This is a genomic window from Amphibacillus xylanus NBRC 15112, assembly GCF_000307165.1.
Classification (GTDB): domain Bacteria; phylum Bacillota; class Bacilli; order Bacillales; family Amphibacillaceae; genus Amphibacillus; species Amphibacillus xylanus.
In genome coordinates this window covers 143,370-159,530 of record NC_018704.1, presented here as the reverse complement: position 1 = coordinate 159,530, position 16,161 = coordinate 143,370, and the positions used below count along the sequence as shown (strand labels likewise).

The following is a 16,161-nucleotide window of genomic DNA, read 5'->3' as shown; positions in this document are numbered from 1 at the left end:
CATTTCCATTCAAGTCCCCACTTGATTATATTGTACCCTTTCTACAAATCATATTCAAGTGAACACTTGAATGAAAGAGAGTTAGATTTCCAATTACGGACAAATAAGAAGTATAATCTAGCTTAAAACAACTTCCCATATAATTTTGAACTTGATCTTTTAATTGTTTATTTTCGTCCTCTAATGCCTTTATACGACTTTTTAGTGTCCTTATGTGACCGTCAAGTTAAATTGAACACTTTTCGCTCATTAATTTTGAACAGTTTTATCATTAAATATTGATTGTCGATGTTTCAATCGATAACTGTCACCCCCAAGTTGAATTACCTCTGATCGATGGATAATTCGATCTAGAATCGCCGCGGTAATCGCTGTATCACCCAATAGCTCTCCCCATTCACTTGGTCCTTTATTTAATGTCGAATATGACTTTGCATTACGAAGATTAGAAATGTACGAAAGCAAAGTTCTTAGTAGACAACAGATTGCTGAAAAGAGGGAGTTATATTTGTCATAAATAAAACAAGGAATAGCCCTTGTTTTTGACTTACAATATACAAAATACTTTTGGAGGTGTTTAACCATGAAAAATCCAAATGGTTATGGTTCAGTCTTTAAGCTATCTGGCAAAAGAAGAAGGCCTTGGGCTGTTAGAATTACAACCGGATGGACAGATGACGGCAAACAGTTAGTTGAATACCTTGGGTATTATGAGACAAGGCAAAAGGCAATGCTTGCTTTAGCTGAATATCACAATAACCCCTATGACCTGTCTGCCGGAAAGATAACATTTAAAGAAGTATATGAAAGATTTAAAAAAGAAAAATTCCCTAAAACATTGAAATCGAATCAAAGTGGTTATCAAATGGCGTTTAATCGTTCAAAGATGCTGCATGATATGAAGTTTGTTGATATTAGAAAATCGCATATGCAAAGTGTCATAGATAATTGCAATAAGTCACATGATACCTTACGTAAAATCAAAGTGTTATTCAATCAAATGTACAAACACGCACTAGAAAATGATCTTGCGCAGAAATATTATTCGAGATTTGTTGAATTACCTAAAAATAAAGATAAAAGTACTAGAAAACCATTTACAATGGACGAGATAAACCTTCTTTGGGACAATATCGATCGATTTGATAATATAGATGCGGTATTAATTATGATTTACTCGGGATTGCGCCCTGGAGAGCTAGTTGAGATAAAGAACGAAAATATTTATTTAGATAAAAGATATTTTCGAGGAGGATTCAAAACTGACGCAGGTACAAATAGAGTTATTCCTATCCACAAAAAAATCCACAGGTTAATAGAAAACCGAATGGATCCTAAAAATGAATATCTCATTACAAATTTTGAAGGCAATAAATTAAGCTATTATACGTTTTATCATGAAAGGTTTAAAAAAATTATGGAGCAACTTGAATTAGATCACAGACCGCACGATTGTAGACACACTTTTGCAACGCTTATGGATAACGCTGGTGCAAATAAACTATCTATTAAACGAATTATGGGACATGCTGCAAAGGATATAACTGATAAGGTATACACTCATAAAGATATTGAACAATTGCTCATAGCTATTGATAAAATCAAATAAAAGACACAGTATGGTTTGTATACTACTTGTATATTGTGTGTATACTACGTGGTAATTTTGACGGAACTTTATATGTATAAATTTAAAGCAAAACCCCACAACCATAAGCGGTTGCGGGGTTTGAAAAAACAAATATCTTATCGTTTAGAGAACTGTGGTGCACGACGCGCGCCTTTAAGACCGTATTTCTTACGCTCTTTCATTCTTGCGTCACGAGTTAAGAATCCAGCGCTCTTTAATGAAGGGCGGTATCCTGGGTCAACTTCTAATAACGCACGCGCAACTCCATGACGGATTGCTCCAGCTTGTCCTGTAAAGCCTCCACCATGTACATTAACTAAAACATCATAACTACCTTCAGTTTCTGTAGTTACTAATGGTTGTTTAATAATAGTACGAAGTGTTTCATATGGGAAGTATTCTTCCGCATCACGATTATTTACAACGATACGTCCAGTACCAGGGACTAAACGTACACGAGCAGTTGATTTTTTACGGCGTCCAGTTCCGTAATATTGTACTTGAGCCACTATTTATTACCTCCTTTATATTATCCGCGAAGTTCGTAAACTTCAGGTTTTTGAGCATGGTGATTATGCTCTGCACCACGATAAACATGTAGTTTTTTAGCCATTTTGCGACCTAGTGGGCCTTTTGGTAACATCCCTTTGATTGTTAGTTCTAACATTCTTTCAGGAAATTTCTCACGCATTTCACCAGCTGTACGTCCTTTAAGTCCACCTGGATGTCCTGAGTGACGGTAATACATTTTATCATTTAATTTATTTCCAGTTAATTCAATTTTATCCGCATTTACAATAATCACGTAATCGCCAGTATCCACATGAGGTGTGAACGTTGGTTTATGCTTACCGCGAAGAATTGCTGCAACTTCACTTGCTAGTCGACCTAGTGTCTGACCTTCAGCATCAACTACAAGCCATTTACGTTCAACATTTGCGTCATTTGCCATGTAAGTTGTACGCATACTTATAACCTCCTAATTTAACATTAAAGTCATATCAATTTTAATTTTTTATTGGTATATTTTAAATTTCTACACAATTAACTTTCCGGGGCTAATCGTGGGATAGAAATAAAATGCCATAGATCATTTTACAACAAACTACTATCAAAGTCAACACTTCGACTAAGTTTTATCAAGTATTTATTGCTTATTTTAACTAATTAAGATCATACTCAACAGCATTTAAATATAATCCCTGTGGCGGAGCTGTTTTACCTGCCTGTGTACGATCCTTACTTTCAATAATCCTTTTTATATCAGTTGCTGGGCGCTGGCCCAAACCAATCTCTATTAATGTACCTACAATAATACGGACCATATTGTAAAGGAAACCATTTCCCGTAACAGAAAAGACAACCTTATTATTTACTCTTTGACAACTGGCATGATAAATTGTTCGAATCTTATCACCTTTAACATAACTATTTGCCGCACAAAATGCAGTAAAATCATGTTCTCCTATTAAATCTTGCAAAGCTTGATTCATTAAGTCAACGTTTAGTCTTTCCTTAACATGGGCGCAATAATTGATCTCAAATGGGTTAGCATCGGCACTATTTAAAATCGTATAAATATATGTCTTTTTAATCGCGTCAAATCGAGCATGGAAATTCTCAGATACTTGTTTCACATCGAGAACGACAATATCTCCTGGTAAAAGTGAATTCAACGCCTTCTTCCAATTCGATTCAGGAATATCTAATTCACTATCGAAGTGAATCACTTGTCCATAGGCATGAACACCGGCATCGGTTCTTCCAGATGCTGTTATTTTCACAGGTTCCCCTTTGTGCATCTTCGTTAACGCAGCTTCAATAACAGCTTGTATTGTTAATTGATTCGGTTGAATTTGATATCCTGAATAGTTTGACCCATCGTAGCTTATAATTGCTAAATAGCGCATTTATTGTTCTCCTTTACTGCCTTAACACAAATAGTCCTATTAATGTAATTCCAAATAATAAAAAAGCATACCAATCAATCCGCATTATTTTTAGTTCCCTAAGCTTTGTTCGCCCTTCGCCACCTTGATAACCTCTTGCCTCCATCGCCATGGCTAGCTCTTCTGCACGCTTAAACGCGCTAACAAATAAAGGGACCAACAATGGCACTACAGCTTGAATTCGTTCCTTAATTGGGCCTGTTCTAAAGTCAACACCACGAGATGCTTGAGCCTTCGAAATTTTATCAGTTTCTTGCATGAGTGTTGGGATAAATCGCAACGAAATTGACATCATTAAAGCAAGCTCATGTACTGGAAATTTAACTTTCTTTAATGGATGAAGTAATGATTCAATCGCATCCGTAATTTCAATTGGTGTCGTTGTTAAGGTTAATAAAGACGTAACCAAAATGAGTAAGAAAAAACGTAATGAAATAAAAAAACCTTGTATTAGTGCCTCTGAGTATACTCGAAAACCAAATACACTAAATAGAACGTCTCCTTCTTTCGTCACAAATAAATGTAGTGCAAATGTAAATACAATTAAAAACCAAACTGGTGTTAATCCCTTAGCAATATATCGTGCCTTAATTTTAGTTAAAAGCGCACTTCCAAATGCAAATAACGTAAGCCAAGCGTAGCTTAACAAATTATTTGCGAAGAACACAAAAATAATAAAAGAAAATATAATGATGATCTTGGTTCTCGGGTCTAAACGATGTACTTTCGAATCGCTTGGGATATATTGTCCAATGATGAGTGAGTTAGCCATTTTGTTTCACCTCTTTAAGAGCCCTAACAACTTCAATTGCTAATTGATCAACTGATTGATTATGGTACGCAATCTCAATGCCAAACTTTTCTTTAAAGTCTTGTAAGAAACGAATGATTTCAGGAGTATCTAATTGAACGTGTTCCAGTTCAGTACTCTTAACAAAAATCTCCTCAGGCTTGCCTTCCATTTTGATTTGACCAGCTTCTAAGATAATCACATGGTCTGCATATTTTAATGCATCTTCCATACTGTGCGTAACAAGAATTGTCGTTAGATTTCTACGTTTATGAAGATCATAAAACATTTCCATAATTTCTTGTTGTCCTTTTGGATCAAGACCTGCTGTTGGCTCATCAAGTACTAATACACTTGGTTCCATCGCTAAAATACCTGCAATCGCAACACGACGCATTTGACCACCACTTAAATCAAAAGGTGAACGGTCTAATAACTGTTGAGATAAACCAACAGCATTCATCACTTCAGGAATACGCTTTGCAACTTCCTCTTTGCTTACACCAAAATTTTCAGGTCCAAAAGCAATATCCTTTTCAATTGTTTCCTCAAATAATTGATGCTCGGGATATTGAAATACAACGCCAACCTGTCTCCGCAACTCTTTAATATCTGCTAGTTTCTGATCTGCTCTAATCACATAGTTACCGATCTGAACCTCACCTTGTGTAGGCTTAAGCAAACCATTCAAATGTTGGATTAACGTTGATTTCCCCGAACCAGTATGACCAATAATTGCAACATATGACCCTGACTTAATCGAAAAATTCAAATCCCTTAACGCCTTATACTCAAAAGGGCCATTAGGTTGATACGTATAGCTTACATGCTTAAATGATATGTCCATAGTTCATCCAACAACTCCTTTTGATTTATTGGTTGTGCGTTAAAGGGTATATCTTGTTTCTTTAAGGCATTAGCAAGTTTCCCAACAAAAGGCACATCTAAACCAATTTGTTGCAACGCCTGTTCTTCTGCAAATAAAGCTCTAGGGGTTGTTTCTAACCAGACTTTACCTTTGTTCATAACCATGACACGGTCTGCGGCAACAATTTCGTTTAAATCATGAGTAATAGTCACTAAACTTAATTGATTAGTCTGTGTCAGATCATTTACTGTTTGGATAATTTCTTTGCGTCCCTTCGGATCAAGCATAGCGGTAGCTTCATCTAAAATAATGACATCTGGCTTAACTGCAAGAACACCAGCGATCGCAACACGTTGTTTTTGCCCGCCTGATAAACGATGTGGTTCATGTAAATAATAATCAGACATGCGGACTGCAGCTAAACTTTCATCAATTGCTTTAATCATTATATCTCGATCTACTCCGCGGTTTTCCAAACCAAAAGCGACATCATCGCGTACTGTTGTTCCAACAAACTGATTATCGGGATTTTGAAATACCATACCAACTTTTTTCCGAACTTCCCAAACAGTCTCAGCGGTCAGCTTTATGCCGTGGATAATAATCTCGCCTTTATCGGGAAATAATAATCCATTCATTAATTTTGCAATTGTTGATTTACCTGATCCATTATGACCGATTATGGCAAGCCATTCATTCGATTTTAGCTTAAAGCTTACATCTTCTAGTACCCACGGTTGTTCTTCCGAATACCGAAAGTATACATTTCGAAATTGAATCTCACTTTGACTCACTGATATCCCCCCATATTACGACAAAAATTTCCCGGGAAATATATTAATCGGGAAATATATTCACAATTTTGAAAAAAATCACCTTATTAGCCACTTAAATCGACTTAATACTCATTAGTACAACATTTTGGCTAGTAAATTGAGATAAGGAACTATACTTGTTATATATTTTAACATATTTAATAACTGTCAGACGAATGTTCTAAACGCCTTGATATACGAGTAAAAAAGCAAAATGAACCTATCCATGTTCCCTATTATCTTCTACTGAGGCAAATATTGCAAGGTTATTAATTCAACAGAAACGGGATAGATATCATAAAAAATATACGATACAAAAAAAGGGCTTGGATTTATCTCTAGTAGAGACCTTATCCTGCCCTTCATTTATCATATGAAGTTTAAACTAACTCAATGATCGCCATTTTCGCACCATCACCCTTGCGTGGGCCAAGCTTTAAGACACGTGTGTAACCACCTTGACGGTCTTCATAGCGTGTAGCGATATCATTAAATAATTTTTGAATGACATCTTCAGTTTCGTTTGCTTCTTTTCTGTATAAGAATGAAGCTGCTTGGCGACGAGCATGAAGGTCTCCGCGTTTACCTAATGTAATCATTTTCTCAACTACAGAGCGTAATTCTTTAGCTTTAGCTTCTGTCGTTTCAATGCGCTCATGAATAATTAAATCTGACGCAAGATTTCTTAGTAATGCTAGTCGAGCATCAGTTGTTCTTCCTAATTTTCTAGCCATCGACTACCCCTCCTTCTTCGGATTCTGTCTCGATTAAGATGACTAATCTTCAGTTCGTAAGCTTAAGTCTAATTCAGCTAATTTGTTCTTCACTTCTTCAAGTGATTTACGTCCTAAGTTACGAACTTTCATCATATCATCTTCTGTTTTTGTTGTAAGCTCTTGTACGGTGTTAATTCCCGCGCGCTTCAAACAGTTATATGAACGTACAGATAAATCTAACTCTTCGATTGTCATCTCTAGTACTTTTTCTTTTTGGTCTTCTTCTTTTTCGATCATGATTTCAGCATGTTGTGCTTCATCAGTTAAACCTACAAATAGATTTAAGTGCTCTGTCAGAATCTTCGCACCTAAAGAAACTGCTTCTTCTGGGCGAATGCTTCCGTCAGTCCACACATCTAATGTTAATTTATCAAAGTTAGTGATTTGACCAACACGTGTATTTTCAACTTGGAACGTTGCACGTGAGACTGGAGTAAAAATCGAGTCAACTGGGATCACACCAATCGGTAAATCGTCATGATTATTAAGCTCAGCTGGACGATAACCACGACCAACCTCTGCAGTCATTTTCATGCGAAGTGCCCCGTTAGATGCTAATGTTGCAATGTGAAGATCTGGATTCAGAATCTCAACGTCACTATCATAAGTGATGTCAGCAGCTGTTACCACACCTTCACCTTGCACATCAATTTCTAGCGTTTTAACATCTTCTGAATAAATGTTTAACGCTAGTTTCTTAAGATTAAGAATAATAGTTGTAACATCTTCAACTACACCATCAATTGTTGAAAACTCATGTAGGACTCCGTCAATCTGTACAGATGTTATCGCAGCACCTGGTAAGGAGGACAGAAGAATACGACGCAGGGAATTTCCAAGAGTCGTACCATATCCACGCTCAAGCGGTTCTACGACAAACTTTCCAAACGTAGAGTCATCATTGATGTGTACAGTTTCAATTTTCGGCTTTTCAATTTCGATCATTTATAAAAACCCTCCTTTGAACGTCGAAAGTGAGGTTAGACTAATGATAGTCTATCCAACATTTCTTTAGTAGGCAGTGTTGTTTCTGCACTATCTTCTATTCGTATATTTTTTGTCTGTCAGTTCCGATCTGGTTGAGACTGTTAAAGCTAGACATTGTATAACGTACTACTTTTAACGATCATAATCCATTATAGACATGCTGACAAATTCTATACGGATAAAATTATACACGGCGACGTTTTGGTGGGCGGCAACCATTGTGAGGAACTGGTGTTGCATCAACAATGGCAGTAACTTCTAATCCTACTGCTTGAAGTGAACGAATTGCAGCCTCACGACCTGCACCAGGACCTTTAACTGTTACTTCTAATGTTTTCATGCCAAAATCTTGTGCAGCTTTAGCTGCTGTTTCAGAAGCCATTTGAGCTGCAAAAGGTGTAGATTTTCTTGAACCTTTGAAACCTAGCGCTCCTGCACTACTCCAGCTTACAGCATTACCTTGAGTATCAGTAATTGTAACAATTGTATTGTTAAATGTTGAGTGAATGTGTGCAATACCTGATTCTACAGTCTTTTTCACACGTTTTTTACGTGTATTTCTTTTCTGAGCCATTAGATTGGTTTACCTCCTTTGTTAATTACTTCTTGTTAGATACCGCTCGGCCACGGCCTTTACGTGTGCGTGCGTTGTTCTTAGTATTTTGACCACGAACTGGTAAGCCACGACGGTGACGTAAGCCACGATATGAACCGATTTCTACTAATCGTTTGATGTTTAGAGAAACTTCACGACGAAGATCACCTTCAGTTGTGTACTCATTTACGATAGTACGAATACGGCCTAATTCATCTTCAGTTAAATCACGAACTCGAGTATCTGCAGATACATTTGCTTTTTCTAAAATCTTTTCCGCTGTTGAATTTCCAATACCATAAATATATGTTAATGAAATTACGATGCGTTTTTCACGTGGAATATCCACTCCTGCAATACGTGCCATATAGATCGTGCACCTCCTTATTGTTTAGCCTTGCTTTTGTTTATGCTTTGGATTCTCGCAAATTACCATTACTTTCCCTTTACGACGAATAACTTTACATTTTTCGCATATTGGTTTAACAGATGGTCTTACTTTCATCTTCTATACCTCCTCTATTATCGGAGTTAATTATTTATAACGGTACGTAATACGTCCTTTAGTTAAATCATATGGAGAAAGTTCAACCGTCACCTTGTCTCCTGGTAAAATACGAATGAAGTGCATACGAATCTTACCTGAAACATGAGCGAGTACGGTATGACCATTCTCTAATTCCACTTTAAACATGGCATTAGGTAATGTGTCAATAACAGTACCTTCTACCTCAATTGCTTCTTCTTTCACCATCAAGTTGATCTCCCTTCTTTAAATCAGTCACTTAATTAGACAAACCTCGATATAGCGTACGTAGCTTACCGTTTGTAACGCGACCAGTTCCTAGAAGGCTATTTGAACCTTGGGAGAAATGAAGTGTGATGGAATCATATGATTGAAATGTTGCTTCTTTGGTCGATCATACTTCCGTTTTTCTCCGTCTAAAAGCAACTCACCGCTTTTATCTTCTTGCCGGCTGCTAAAAGCTAACTGAATTGCTTCTCGTCCTTGTAAAATCATCAAACCTTGACTTGTTATCGGACGCGACTCCGTATCATTCAAACATGACACCTTCATTTAAACTCTTGTTACCCATTTATGCCATCAAAGTTAATTATTTGATGACAAGTTATGATAAAGTTTAATTTTACCATATGAGTCTACTGTAATCAATTAACAACAAATGGTTAAGATAGTTACATTAGACATCATACAATAAACGTGCTATATCGTTAGTACAATGACTGACGTTTATTCACATCAAATCATCTAATGCACTAATAACATTTATCTTAACGTTTGAAGCTTTTTGTCTACATCTTCAAACACATCATTTATATCTTGGTCACCATTTATCGTAACAAGGTTACCCTTTTCGTGATAAAAATCTAACAATGGTTGTGTCTGTTCCAGATTAACTTCGATTCGATTAGCAACTGTTTCCGGTTGATCATCTTCTCGTTGATTAAGTGTTGCACCATCATGGTCACAAGTTTCAGCAACCTTTGGTGGGTTAAAGATGACGTGATAAGTAGCACCACAAGTTGGACAAACACGACGACCTGTAAGTCGATCAAGTAATTTCTCCTTTGGAACATCGATATGAACAACATAATCGATTGGCGCATTTAACTCAGCTAATAGATCTTCCAAAGCCTCTGCTTGTTTAAGCGTTCTTGGGAATCCATCTAATAGGTAGCCATTTTTACAATCATCTTTACCTAATCTCTCTCGAACTATTCCGACTGTGACTTCATCAGGAACAAGCTCACCTTTATCCATAAATGACTTTGCTTTTTTTCCAAGGTCTGTTCCTTCTTTAATTGCTGATCTAAACATATCTCCAGTAGAAATATGAGGAATTTGGTATTTTTCTATTATCTTTTCTGCTTGCGTTCCTTTACCAGCACCTGGAAGGCCCATTAATATTAAGTTCACTGCAATTCCCCTCGCTTTTTAAATTGTTCAGTAAATCATAACTGGTTTACTGGTTTATTTAATAAATCCTTTATAGTGACGCTTGACTAGTTGACTTTCTAATTGTTTCATCGTTTGGAGAGCAACCCCTACGACGATAAGTATGCTAGTTCCACCAATTTGAATTGATTGTGGTAAGTTAGCAACTCTACCAAGGAAAATTGGTAATACAGCAACTGCAGCCAAGAATAGTGCACCTACAAAAGTTAAGCGATACAATACAACTGTTAAATATCTTTCTGTTCTCTTACCAGGTCTAATCCCCGGAATATATCCGCCTTGTTTCTTTAAGTTATCTGCCATTTGTTCAGGGTTTGACTGTACAAATGTATAGAAATAAGAAAATGCAATAATTAAAACGACATAGATAATCATACCAATTGGTTGTGTATGATCAAAAATAGTTTCAATTGTATTTGCGAAATTTCCATCAAAGAAACCTGCAATAGTCCGTGGTGCCATGATAAATGACACAGAGAAGATAACTGGAATAACACCAGCAGTATTAACTTTCAGTGGAAGGTGTGTTGATTGTCCACCAACCATTGAACGATTCACCATACGTTTAGCGTATTGAATAGGAATTTTGCGGGTTGCTTGTTGGATGAATATAACTCCAACTGTTACACCTAAAACAACTAAAGCAATTAATGAAACAATAACAACGTTTAGGAATAGCCCATCACCTACGTGAGCTCCGAAGTATTGCACAAATAATTGGTTCATTGTATTAGGAACTGCAGCTACAATACCTGCAAAGATAATAATTGAAATTCCATTTCCTACTCCATGTGCTGTAATTTGTTCACCGAGCCACATCAAAAAGGCAGTTCCCGCTGTTAATACGATAGCAATAATAATAAACTTTGCTGCACTAGGGTCAGTGATTAATCCGCCGCCTGTCATCGCATTAAAACCGATTGCCATTGCAATAGCCTGAATGAATGCTAGCACGATGGTCGCGTAGCGTGTTACTTGCGCTAACTTACGTCTACCCATCTCACCTTGATTCTTCCACTCTGTAAACTTAGGAACAATATCCATTTGTAATAACTGCATAATGATTGAAGCAGTAATATACGGCATAATTCCCATCGCTAGAATGGAGAAGTTCTTCAATGCACCACCACCAAATGTGTTAAGGAATCCAAACACATTCTGTTGGTCGTTCATAAACTTTATTGCTGTTCGATCTGTAAATGGAACAGGTATAAATGTACCTATCCGGAAAACAATTAGCATAAGTAGTGTGAAGATAATCTTACTTCTAATTTCCTTCACACGAAAAAAATTGGAGATTGTCTGGAACATTAGATCACCTCGGTTTTACCGCCCGCTTTCTCTATCGCTTCTTGAGCTGAAGTAGAGAATTTGTGAGCTTTTACAGTAAGTTTCTTTTCAATCGTACCATTTCCAAGAACTTTAATGCCAGCTTTTACTTTACTTACAACGCCAGTTTCAAGTAAAAGCTCAGGTGTTACTTCTGTACCTTCTTCAAATCTGTTTAATGTTGATAAATTGACAATAGCAAATTCTTTACGGTTGATATTCGTAAACCCACGTTTCGGTAGTCTTTGGAATAAAGGTGTTTGACCACCCTCAAAACCTAATCTAACTCCTCCACCTGAACGTGCACTTTGTCCTTTATGTCCGCGGCCAGATGTTTTACCATTGCCAGAAGACATACCGCGCCCAACGCGATTGCGTTGTTTACGTTTTTGTGATGGTTTCAATTCATGAAGTTTCATGCGAGCACCTCCTCTTTGCGCTATGATAATTACAATTCTTTAACCGATACTAAATGTGATACTTTATTAATGATCCCTCTTACCGAAGGTGTATCGTCACATACAACGGATTGATTAATTTTGTTTAATCCTAAGGCTTTAACTGTTTGTTTTTGAGTTTCCGTTCTGCCTATAACACTGCGCACGAGGGTAATTTCTAACTTATTAGCCATTTGATTTCCCTCCTTATCCTAACAATTCATCTACTGTTTTACCACGTAGTTTTGCTATTTCTTCTGCTGGTCTAAGTTCACTTAAACCTTGAATTGTTGCGCGAACAACGTTAATTGGTGTGTTAGAACCTAATGACTTAGATAAAATATCACCAATTCCAGCTAATTCAAGTACGGCACGAACTGGTCCACCTGCGATAACCCCAGTACCTTCTACTGCTGGTTTAATTAAGATTGTACCTGCACCGAAACGACCAGTTACTTCGTGTGGAATTGTAGTTCCAACAAGTGGTACTTTAATTAAGTTTTTCTTCGCATTGTCTACTGCTTTTCTAATTGCTTCAGGTACTTCTTGTGCTTTACCAGTACCAAGACCTACATGACCGTTTTTATCGCCTACAACAACAAGTGCAGCAAAACGGAACGTACGTCCACCTTTAGCAACTTTAGTTACACGGTTAATTGTAACTACTCGTTCTTCTAAATCTAATTTATTCGGATCGATTTCTAAACGCAAAATGTGTCCCTCCTTCTATAATTAAAATTCAAGACCCGCCTCACGGGCAGCATCTGCTAGAGTTTTTACACGTCCGTGGTATAAATATCCTCCACGATCAAAAACCACAGTCTTGTAACCTTTATCTAACGCACGTTTTGCAATTAATTCTCCAACAAGTTTAGCGGCATCAATATTTCCAGTGAATTTCTCAGTGTATTCTTTATCAACTGTAGATGCACTTGCTAAAGTTTTACCATTGATGTCATCGATTAATTGCGCGTAAATGTGTTTGTTTGAACGGAATACGTTTAAGCGTGGACGTTCTTCAGTACCAAACAAGTTTTTACGAACACGTAGATGTCTCTTTTTACGCACAACATTTTTATCAAGTTTTCTGATCATCTTGGTCTCTCCTTTCTGTCTCGAACTAAACGACTTTACAATTTGAGGCTAACTAGCTTTACTTAGCTGTCTTACCTTCTTTACGACGTACATATTCACCTTCGTAGCGAATACCTTTACCTTTGTAAGGCTCTGGTTTACGAATTGCGCGAATCTTAGAGCTGATTGCACCAACAAGTTCTTTGTCAATTCCTTTAACAATGATCTTTGTGTTAGTTGGTACTTCAATCTCAATACCTTCTGGCTGTTCAATCTCTACTGGGTGAGAATATCCAGCGTTCACAACTAGTTTGTTACCTTGTTTTTGTGCACGGTAACCAACACCTTGAATTTCTAATGCTTTCTCGAACCCTTTAGAAACACCTTCAACCATGTTGAAGATTAAACTTCTAGTTGTACCGTGTAGAGATTTATTTAGCTTGCTATCATTCGGTCTTTCAACCGTCAATTCGTTACCTTCTACATTAATTTTCATATCCTCATGAAATTGCTGTGTTAATTCGCCTTTAGGGCCTTTAACAGTTAGCAAGTTGTTGTCATTTTTGACTTCAACGCCTTCAGGGATTTCAATAACCTTAAGACCAATACGTGACATTTGCATGGCACCTCCTATCTTAAAATAAATCTATTACCAAACGTATGCCAATACCTCGCCACCAACTGTTTGTTCGCGAGCTTCTTTATCTGAAAGGATTCCTTTAGATGTTGATATAATCGCAATACCTAAACCGTTAAGTACACGTGGTATTTCATCAGCTTTTACATATACACGTAGTCCTGGCTTACTAATTCTTTTCAGACCAGTAATTACATGTTGTTCATTTACACCATACTTAAGGAAAACACGTAAAACACCTTGTTTATTATCTTCAACGAATTCATAATCACGAATAAAGCCCTCGCGCTTTAAGATTTCAGCGATCTCCTTTTTAACGTTAGATGCAGGAATCTCTAGCTTCTCATGGCGAGCCTTATTTGCATTACGAATACGTGTTAGCATATCTGCAATTGGATCTGTCATAACCATTTATAAAATACCTCCTTTCCCTATTTCGGGGTTTACCAGCTTGCTTTTTTAACACCAGGAATTTGACCTTTATAGGCAAGTTCTCGGAAGCAAATTCGGCAAAGTTTAAATTTACGTAATACAGAGTGTGGACGACCACAACGTTCACAACGTGTGTATTCTTGTACTTTAAATTTCTTAGTCCGTTTCTGTTTTGCAATCATCGATTTTTTAGCCACTATTTTCCCTCCTTATATTAGCTGTCAGGCTTATTTTTGGAAAGGCATGCCTAGTTGAGTTAATAGTTCACGAGCTTCTTCGTCAGTGTTAGCTGTTGTAACAATAACGATGTCTAATCCGCGAACTTTACTTACTAAGTCATAGTCTACTTCCGGGAAAATCAATTGTTCTTTTATACCTAACGTGTAATTGCCACGACCATCAAATGCTTTATTTGAAATACCACGAAAATCTCGTACACGTGGAAGTGATACATGAATTAATTTTTGTAAGAATTCATACATGCGCTCCCCACGAAGGGTTACTTTCGCACCGATTGGCATGCCTTCACGCAAACGGAAACCTGCAATTGACTTTCTTGCTCTTGTGATTAAAGGTTTTTGACCTGAAATCAAGCCGAGTTCTTCTACCGCACTATCTAAAACTTTTGCGTTTTGAACGGCATCACCTACACCCATATTAATAACGATTTTTTCAACTTTAGGTGCTTGCATTACTGAATCATAATTAAATTTTTCTACTAATGATTTAACGATTTCTTCATTATATTTTACTTTCAACTCGTTCATCTGAGTAGCCCTCCTTTCATCGCTAAGATTAATCTAATGCTTCTCCGGACTTTTTAGCGATACGAACTTTCTTTCCATCACGAACTTCATATCCTACGCGAGTTGGTTCACCAGTCTTCGGATCAATTGGTAATACATTAGAAACATGAATTGGTGCTTCTTGTTCAAGAATTCCACCTTGTGGATTATCTTGAGAAGGTTTTTGGTGTTTCTTAACGATATTTACACCTTCAACAAGAACACGTTCTTTTTTAGGATATACAGCAAGAATTTTGCCCTCTTTACCTTTATCTTTACCTGTTAATACTTTAACTTTATCACCTTTTTTTACATGCATGCTCGACGCACCTCCTTACAAGGCTTCCATTAAAATCTGATTTTTTTAAGCTCTCACACTTAAAAATTATAATACCTCTGGTGCTAATGAAATAATCTTCATAAATTTAGCATCACGTAGTTCACGTGCTACTGGACCAAAGATACGTGTCCCTCTAGGGCTTTTATCTTCACGGATAATTACCGCTGCATTTTCGTCAAAACGGATATATGAACCATCTTTACGACGGACTCCTGTCTTCGTACGTACGATTACAGCTCTCACAACTTCACCTTTTTTGACAACGCCACCAGGTGTTGCTTGTTTCACTGAACATACGATTACATCACCAATGTTAGCAGTTTTACGGCCTGTTCCGCCCAATACTTTAATTGTTTGAACTTCACGCGCACCTGAGTTATCTGCAACTTTTAAATAAGTTTCTTGTTGAATCATATCGATGTTACCTCCCTTCGGAATCTATCCCGAGCGAACTTTTACAATTTGAATTAAACAATTACAGCTTCTTCGATAATTTCTACAAGTCTAAATCTTTTCGTTTTTGATAATGGACGAACTTCCATAATCTTCACGATATCTCCGATTTTAGCTTGGTTGTTCTCATCATGAGCTTTAAATTTCTTTGTATATTTAACACGTTTCCCGTAAAGAGGATGGAATTTGTACGTTTCAACAACTACAGTGATCGTTTTATCCATCTTATCTGAGAAAACACGTCCTGTGTATACTTTACGATTATTACGTTCTGTCATTTGAGGCT

At 37.0% G+C, this 16,161-nt stretch carries 26 protein-coding genes and 1 pseudogene; 1 reads left to right on the top strand and 26 read right to left on the bottom strand.

Annotated features, from left to right (window positions below):
• Positions 1-249: 249 nt before the first annotated feature.
• A pseudogene (locus AXY_RS12445) lies at positions 250-420 on the bottom strand (ATP-binding protein); the annotation flags it as partial.
• Positions 421-583: 163 nt separating this feature from the next.
• Between AXY_RS12445 and AXY_RS00865 the strand changes: the two are divergent.
• Positions 584-1,609, top strand: a complete 1,026-nt coding sequence (locus AXY_RS00865; RefSeq protein WP_015008896.1) for a tyrosine-type recombinase/integrase — start codon at positions 584-586, stop codon at positions 1,607-1,609.
• A 137-nt stretch (positions 1,610-1,746) separates the two neighbouring features.
• Here AXY_RS00865 and rpsI read toward each other — a convergent pair whose 3' ends face one another.
• The 25 genes from rpsI to rpsQ form a co-directional block, all read right to left on the bottom strand.
• Positions 1,747-2,139 (bottom strand): 30S ribosomal protein S9, encoded by a 393-nt coding sequence (rpsI, locus tag AXY_RS00860; protein ID WP_015008895.1) that lies wholly within the window; start codon positions 2,137-2,139, stop codon positions 1,747-1,749.
• A gap of 20 nt (positions 2,140-2,159) precedes the next feature.
• Positions 2,160-2,597, bottom strand: coding sequence for a 50S ribosomal protein L13 (gene rplM, locus AXY_RS00855; protein WP_015008894.1), 438 nt, complete (start codon positions 2,595-2,597; stop codon positions 2,160-2,162).
• Between the two features lie 196 nt (positions 2,598-2,793).
• On the bottom strand, positions 2,794-3,540 hold the full coding sequence (truA, locus tag AXY_RS00850) for a tRNA pseudouridine(38-40) synthase TruA (RefSeq protein ID WP_015008893.1): 747 nt from the start codon (positions 3,538-3,540) through the stop codon (positions 2,794-2,796).
• Between the two features lie 13 nt (positions 3,541-3,553).
• Positions 3,554-4,351 (bottom strand): energy-coupling factor transporter transmembrane component T family protein, encoded by a 798-nt coding sequence (locus AXY_RS00845; RefSeq protein ID WP_015008892.1) that lies wholly within the window; start codon positions 4,349-4,351, stop codon positions 3,554-3,556.
• Positions 4,344-5,216 (bottom strand): energy-coupling factor ABC transporter ATP-binding protein, encoded by an 873-nt coding sequence (locus tag AXY_RS00840; protein WP_015008891.1) that lies wholly within the window; start codon positions 5,214-5,216, stop codon positions 4,344-4,346. The genes AXY_RS00845 and AXY_RS00840 overlap by 8 nt, the downstream gene beginning before the upstream one ends.
• Positions 5,192-6,031 carry an energy-coupling factor ABC transporter ATP-binding protein gene (locus tag AXY_RS00835; protein ID WP_015008890.1) on the bottom strand — a complete coding sequence of 280 codons (840 nt, stop codon included), beginning with the start codon at positions 6,029-6,031 and terminating at the stop codon, positions 5,192-5,194. Before AXY_RS00835 ends, AXY_RS00840 begins: the two co-directional genes overlap by 25 nt.
• Before the next feature lie 401 nt (positions 6,032-6,432).
• A complete protein-coding gene (gene rplQ, locus AXY_RS00830; RefSeq protein ID WP_015008889.1) occupies positions 6,433-6,786 on the bottom strand; it encodes a 50S ribosomal protein L17 in 354 nt (117 codons plus the stop codon).
• 42 nt (positions 6,787-6,828) lie between these two features.
• Positions 6,829-7,773, bottom strand: a complete 945-nt coding sequence (locus AXY_RS00825) for a DNA-directed RNA polymerase subunit alpha (protein WP_015008888.1) — start codon at positions 7,771-7,773, stop codon at positions 6,829-6,831.
• Positions 7,774-7,999: 226 nt separating this feature from the next.
• Entirely contained in the window at positions 8,000-8,389 is a 390-nt protein-coding gene (gene rpsK / locus AXY_RS00820) for a 30S ribosomal protein S11 (RefSeq protein WP_015008887.1), read from the bottom strand.
• A gap of 25 nt (positions 8,390-8,414) precedes the next feature.
• The gene (gene rpsM, locus AXY_RS00815; RefSeq protein ID WP_015008886.1) at positions 8,415-8,777 is read right to left on the bottom strand and encodes a 30S ribosomal protein S13; all 363 of its coding nucleotides are present in this window, start codon (positions 8,775-8,777) and stop codon (positions 8,415-8,417) included.
• Between the two features lie 24 nt (positions 8,778-8,801).
• Positions 8,802-8,915, bottom strand: coding sequence for a 50S ribosomal protein L36 (gene rpmJ / locus AXY_RS00810; RefSeq protein WP_003156543.1), 114 nt, complete (start codon positions 8,913-8,915; stop codon positions 8,802-8,804).
• Between the two features lie 30 nt (positions 8,916-8,945).
• Positions 8,946-9,164: a translation initiation factor IF-1 gene (gene infA / locus AXY_RS00805; RefSeq protein ID WP_015008885.1), complete on the bottom strand. Its 219-nt coding sequence runs from the start codon at positions 9,162-9,164 to the stop codon at positions 8,946-8,948.
• A 534-nt stretch (positions 9,165-9,698) separates the two neighbouring features.
• On the bottom strand, positions 9,699-10,349 hold the full coding sequence (locus tag AXY_RS00795) for an adenylate kinase (RefSeq protein WP_015008883.1): 651 nt from the start codon (positions 10,347-10,349) through the stop codon (positions 9,699-9,701).
• A 54-nt stretch (positions 10,350-10,403) separates the two neighbouring features.
• Positions 10,404-11,699, bottom strand: a complete 1,296-nt coding sequence (gene secY / locus AXY_RS00790; RefSeq protein WP_015008882.1) for a preprotein translocase subunit SecY — start codon at positions 11,697-11,699, stop codon at positions 10,404-10,406.
• A complete protein-coding gene (rplO, locus tag AXY_RS00785) occupies positions 11,699-12,136 on the bottom strand; it encodes a 50S ribosomal protein L15 (protein WP_015008881.1) in 438 nt (145 codons plus the stop codon). Before rplO ends, secY begins: the two co-directional genes overlap by 1 nt.
• Before the next feature lie 29 nt (positions 12,137-12,165).
• Positions 12,166-12,348, bottom strand: a complete 183-nt coding sequence (gene rpmD / locus AXY_RS00780; RefSeq protein WP_015008880.1) for a 50S ribosomal protein L30 — start codon at positions 12,346-12,348, stop codon at positions 12,166-12,168.
• 13 nt (positions 12,349-12,361) lie between these two features.
• Positions 12,362-12,865, bottom strand: coding sequence for a 30S ribosomal protein S5 (gene rpsE / locus AXY_RS00775; RefSeq protein ID WP_015008879.1), 504 nt, complete (start codon positions 12,863-12,865; stop codon positions 12,362-12,364).
• Between the two features lie 21 nt (positions 12,866-12,886).
• Complete coding sequence (rplR, locus tag AXY_RS00770) at positions 12,887-13,249, bottom strand: 50S ribosomal protein L18 (RefSeq protein ID WP_015008878.1); 363 nt, start codon at positions 13,247-13,249, stop codon at positions 12,887-12,889.
• A 58-nt stretch (positions 13,250-13,307) separates the two neighbouring features.
• On the bottom strand, positions 13,308-13,844 hold the full coding sequence (gene rplF, locus AXY_RS00765) for a 50S ribosomal protein L6 (protein ID WP_015008877.1): 537 nt from the start codon (positions 13,842-13,844) through the stop codon (positions 13,308-13,310).
• Positions 13,845-13,877: 33 nt separating this feature from the next.
• On the bottom strand, positions 13,878-14,276 hold the full coding sequence (gene rpsH, locus AXY_RS00760) for a 30S ribosomal protein S8 (protein ID WP_015008876.1): 399 nt from the start codon (positions 14,274-14,276) through the stop codon (positions 13,878-13,880).
• A gap of 32 nt (positions 14,277-14,308) precedes the next feature.
• Positions 14,309-14,494 (bottom strand): 30S ribosomal protein S14, encoded by a 186-nt coding sequence (rpsN, locus tag AXY_RS00755; protein ID WP_015008875.1) that lies wholly within the window; start codon positions 14,492-14,494, stop codon positions 14,309-14,311.
• A gap of 30 nt (positions 14,495-14,524) precedes the next feature.
• Positions 14,525-15,064 (bottom strand): 50S ribosomal protein L5, encoded by a 540-nt coding sequence (gene rplE, locus AXY_RS00750; RefSeq protein WP_015008874.1) that lies wholly within the window; start codon positions 15,062-15,064, stop codon positions 14,525-14,527.
• Between the two features lie 28 nt (positions 15,065-15,092).
• Positions 15,093-15,401, bottom strand: coding sequence for a 50S ribosomal protein L24 (rplX, locus tag AXY_RS00745; protein WP_015008873.1), 309 nt, complete (start codon positions 15,399-15,401; stop codon positions 15,093-15,095).
• Positions 15,402-15,467: 66 nt separating this feature from the next.
• Positions 15,468-15,836 carry a 50S ribosomal protein L14 gene (gene rplN, locus AXY_RS00740; protein ID WP_015008872.1) on the bottom strand — a complete coding sequence of 123 codons (369 nt, stop codon included), beginning with the start codon at positions 15,834-15,836 and terminating at the stop codon, positions 15,468-15,470.
• Positions 15,837-15,889: 53 nt separating this feature from the next.
• Positions 15,890-16,153, bottom strand: coding sequence for a 30S ribosomal protein S17 (gene rpsQ / locus AXY_RS00735; RefSeq protein WP_015008871.1), 264 nt, complete (start codon positions 16,151-16,153; stop codon positions 15,890-15,892).
• Positions 16,154-16,161: the final 8 nt, after the last annotated feature.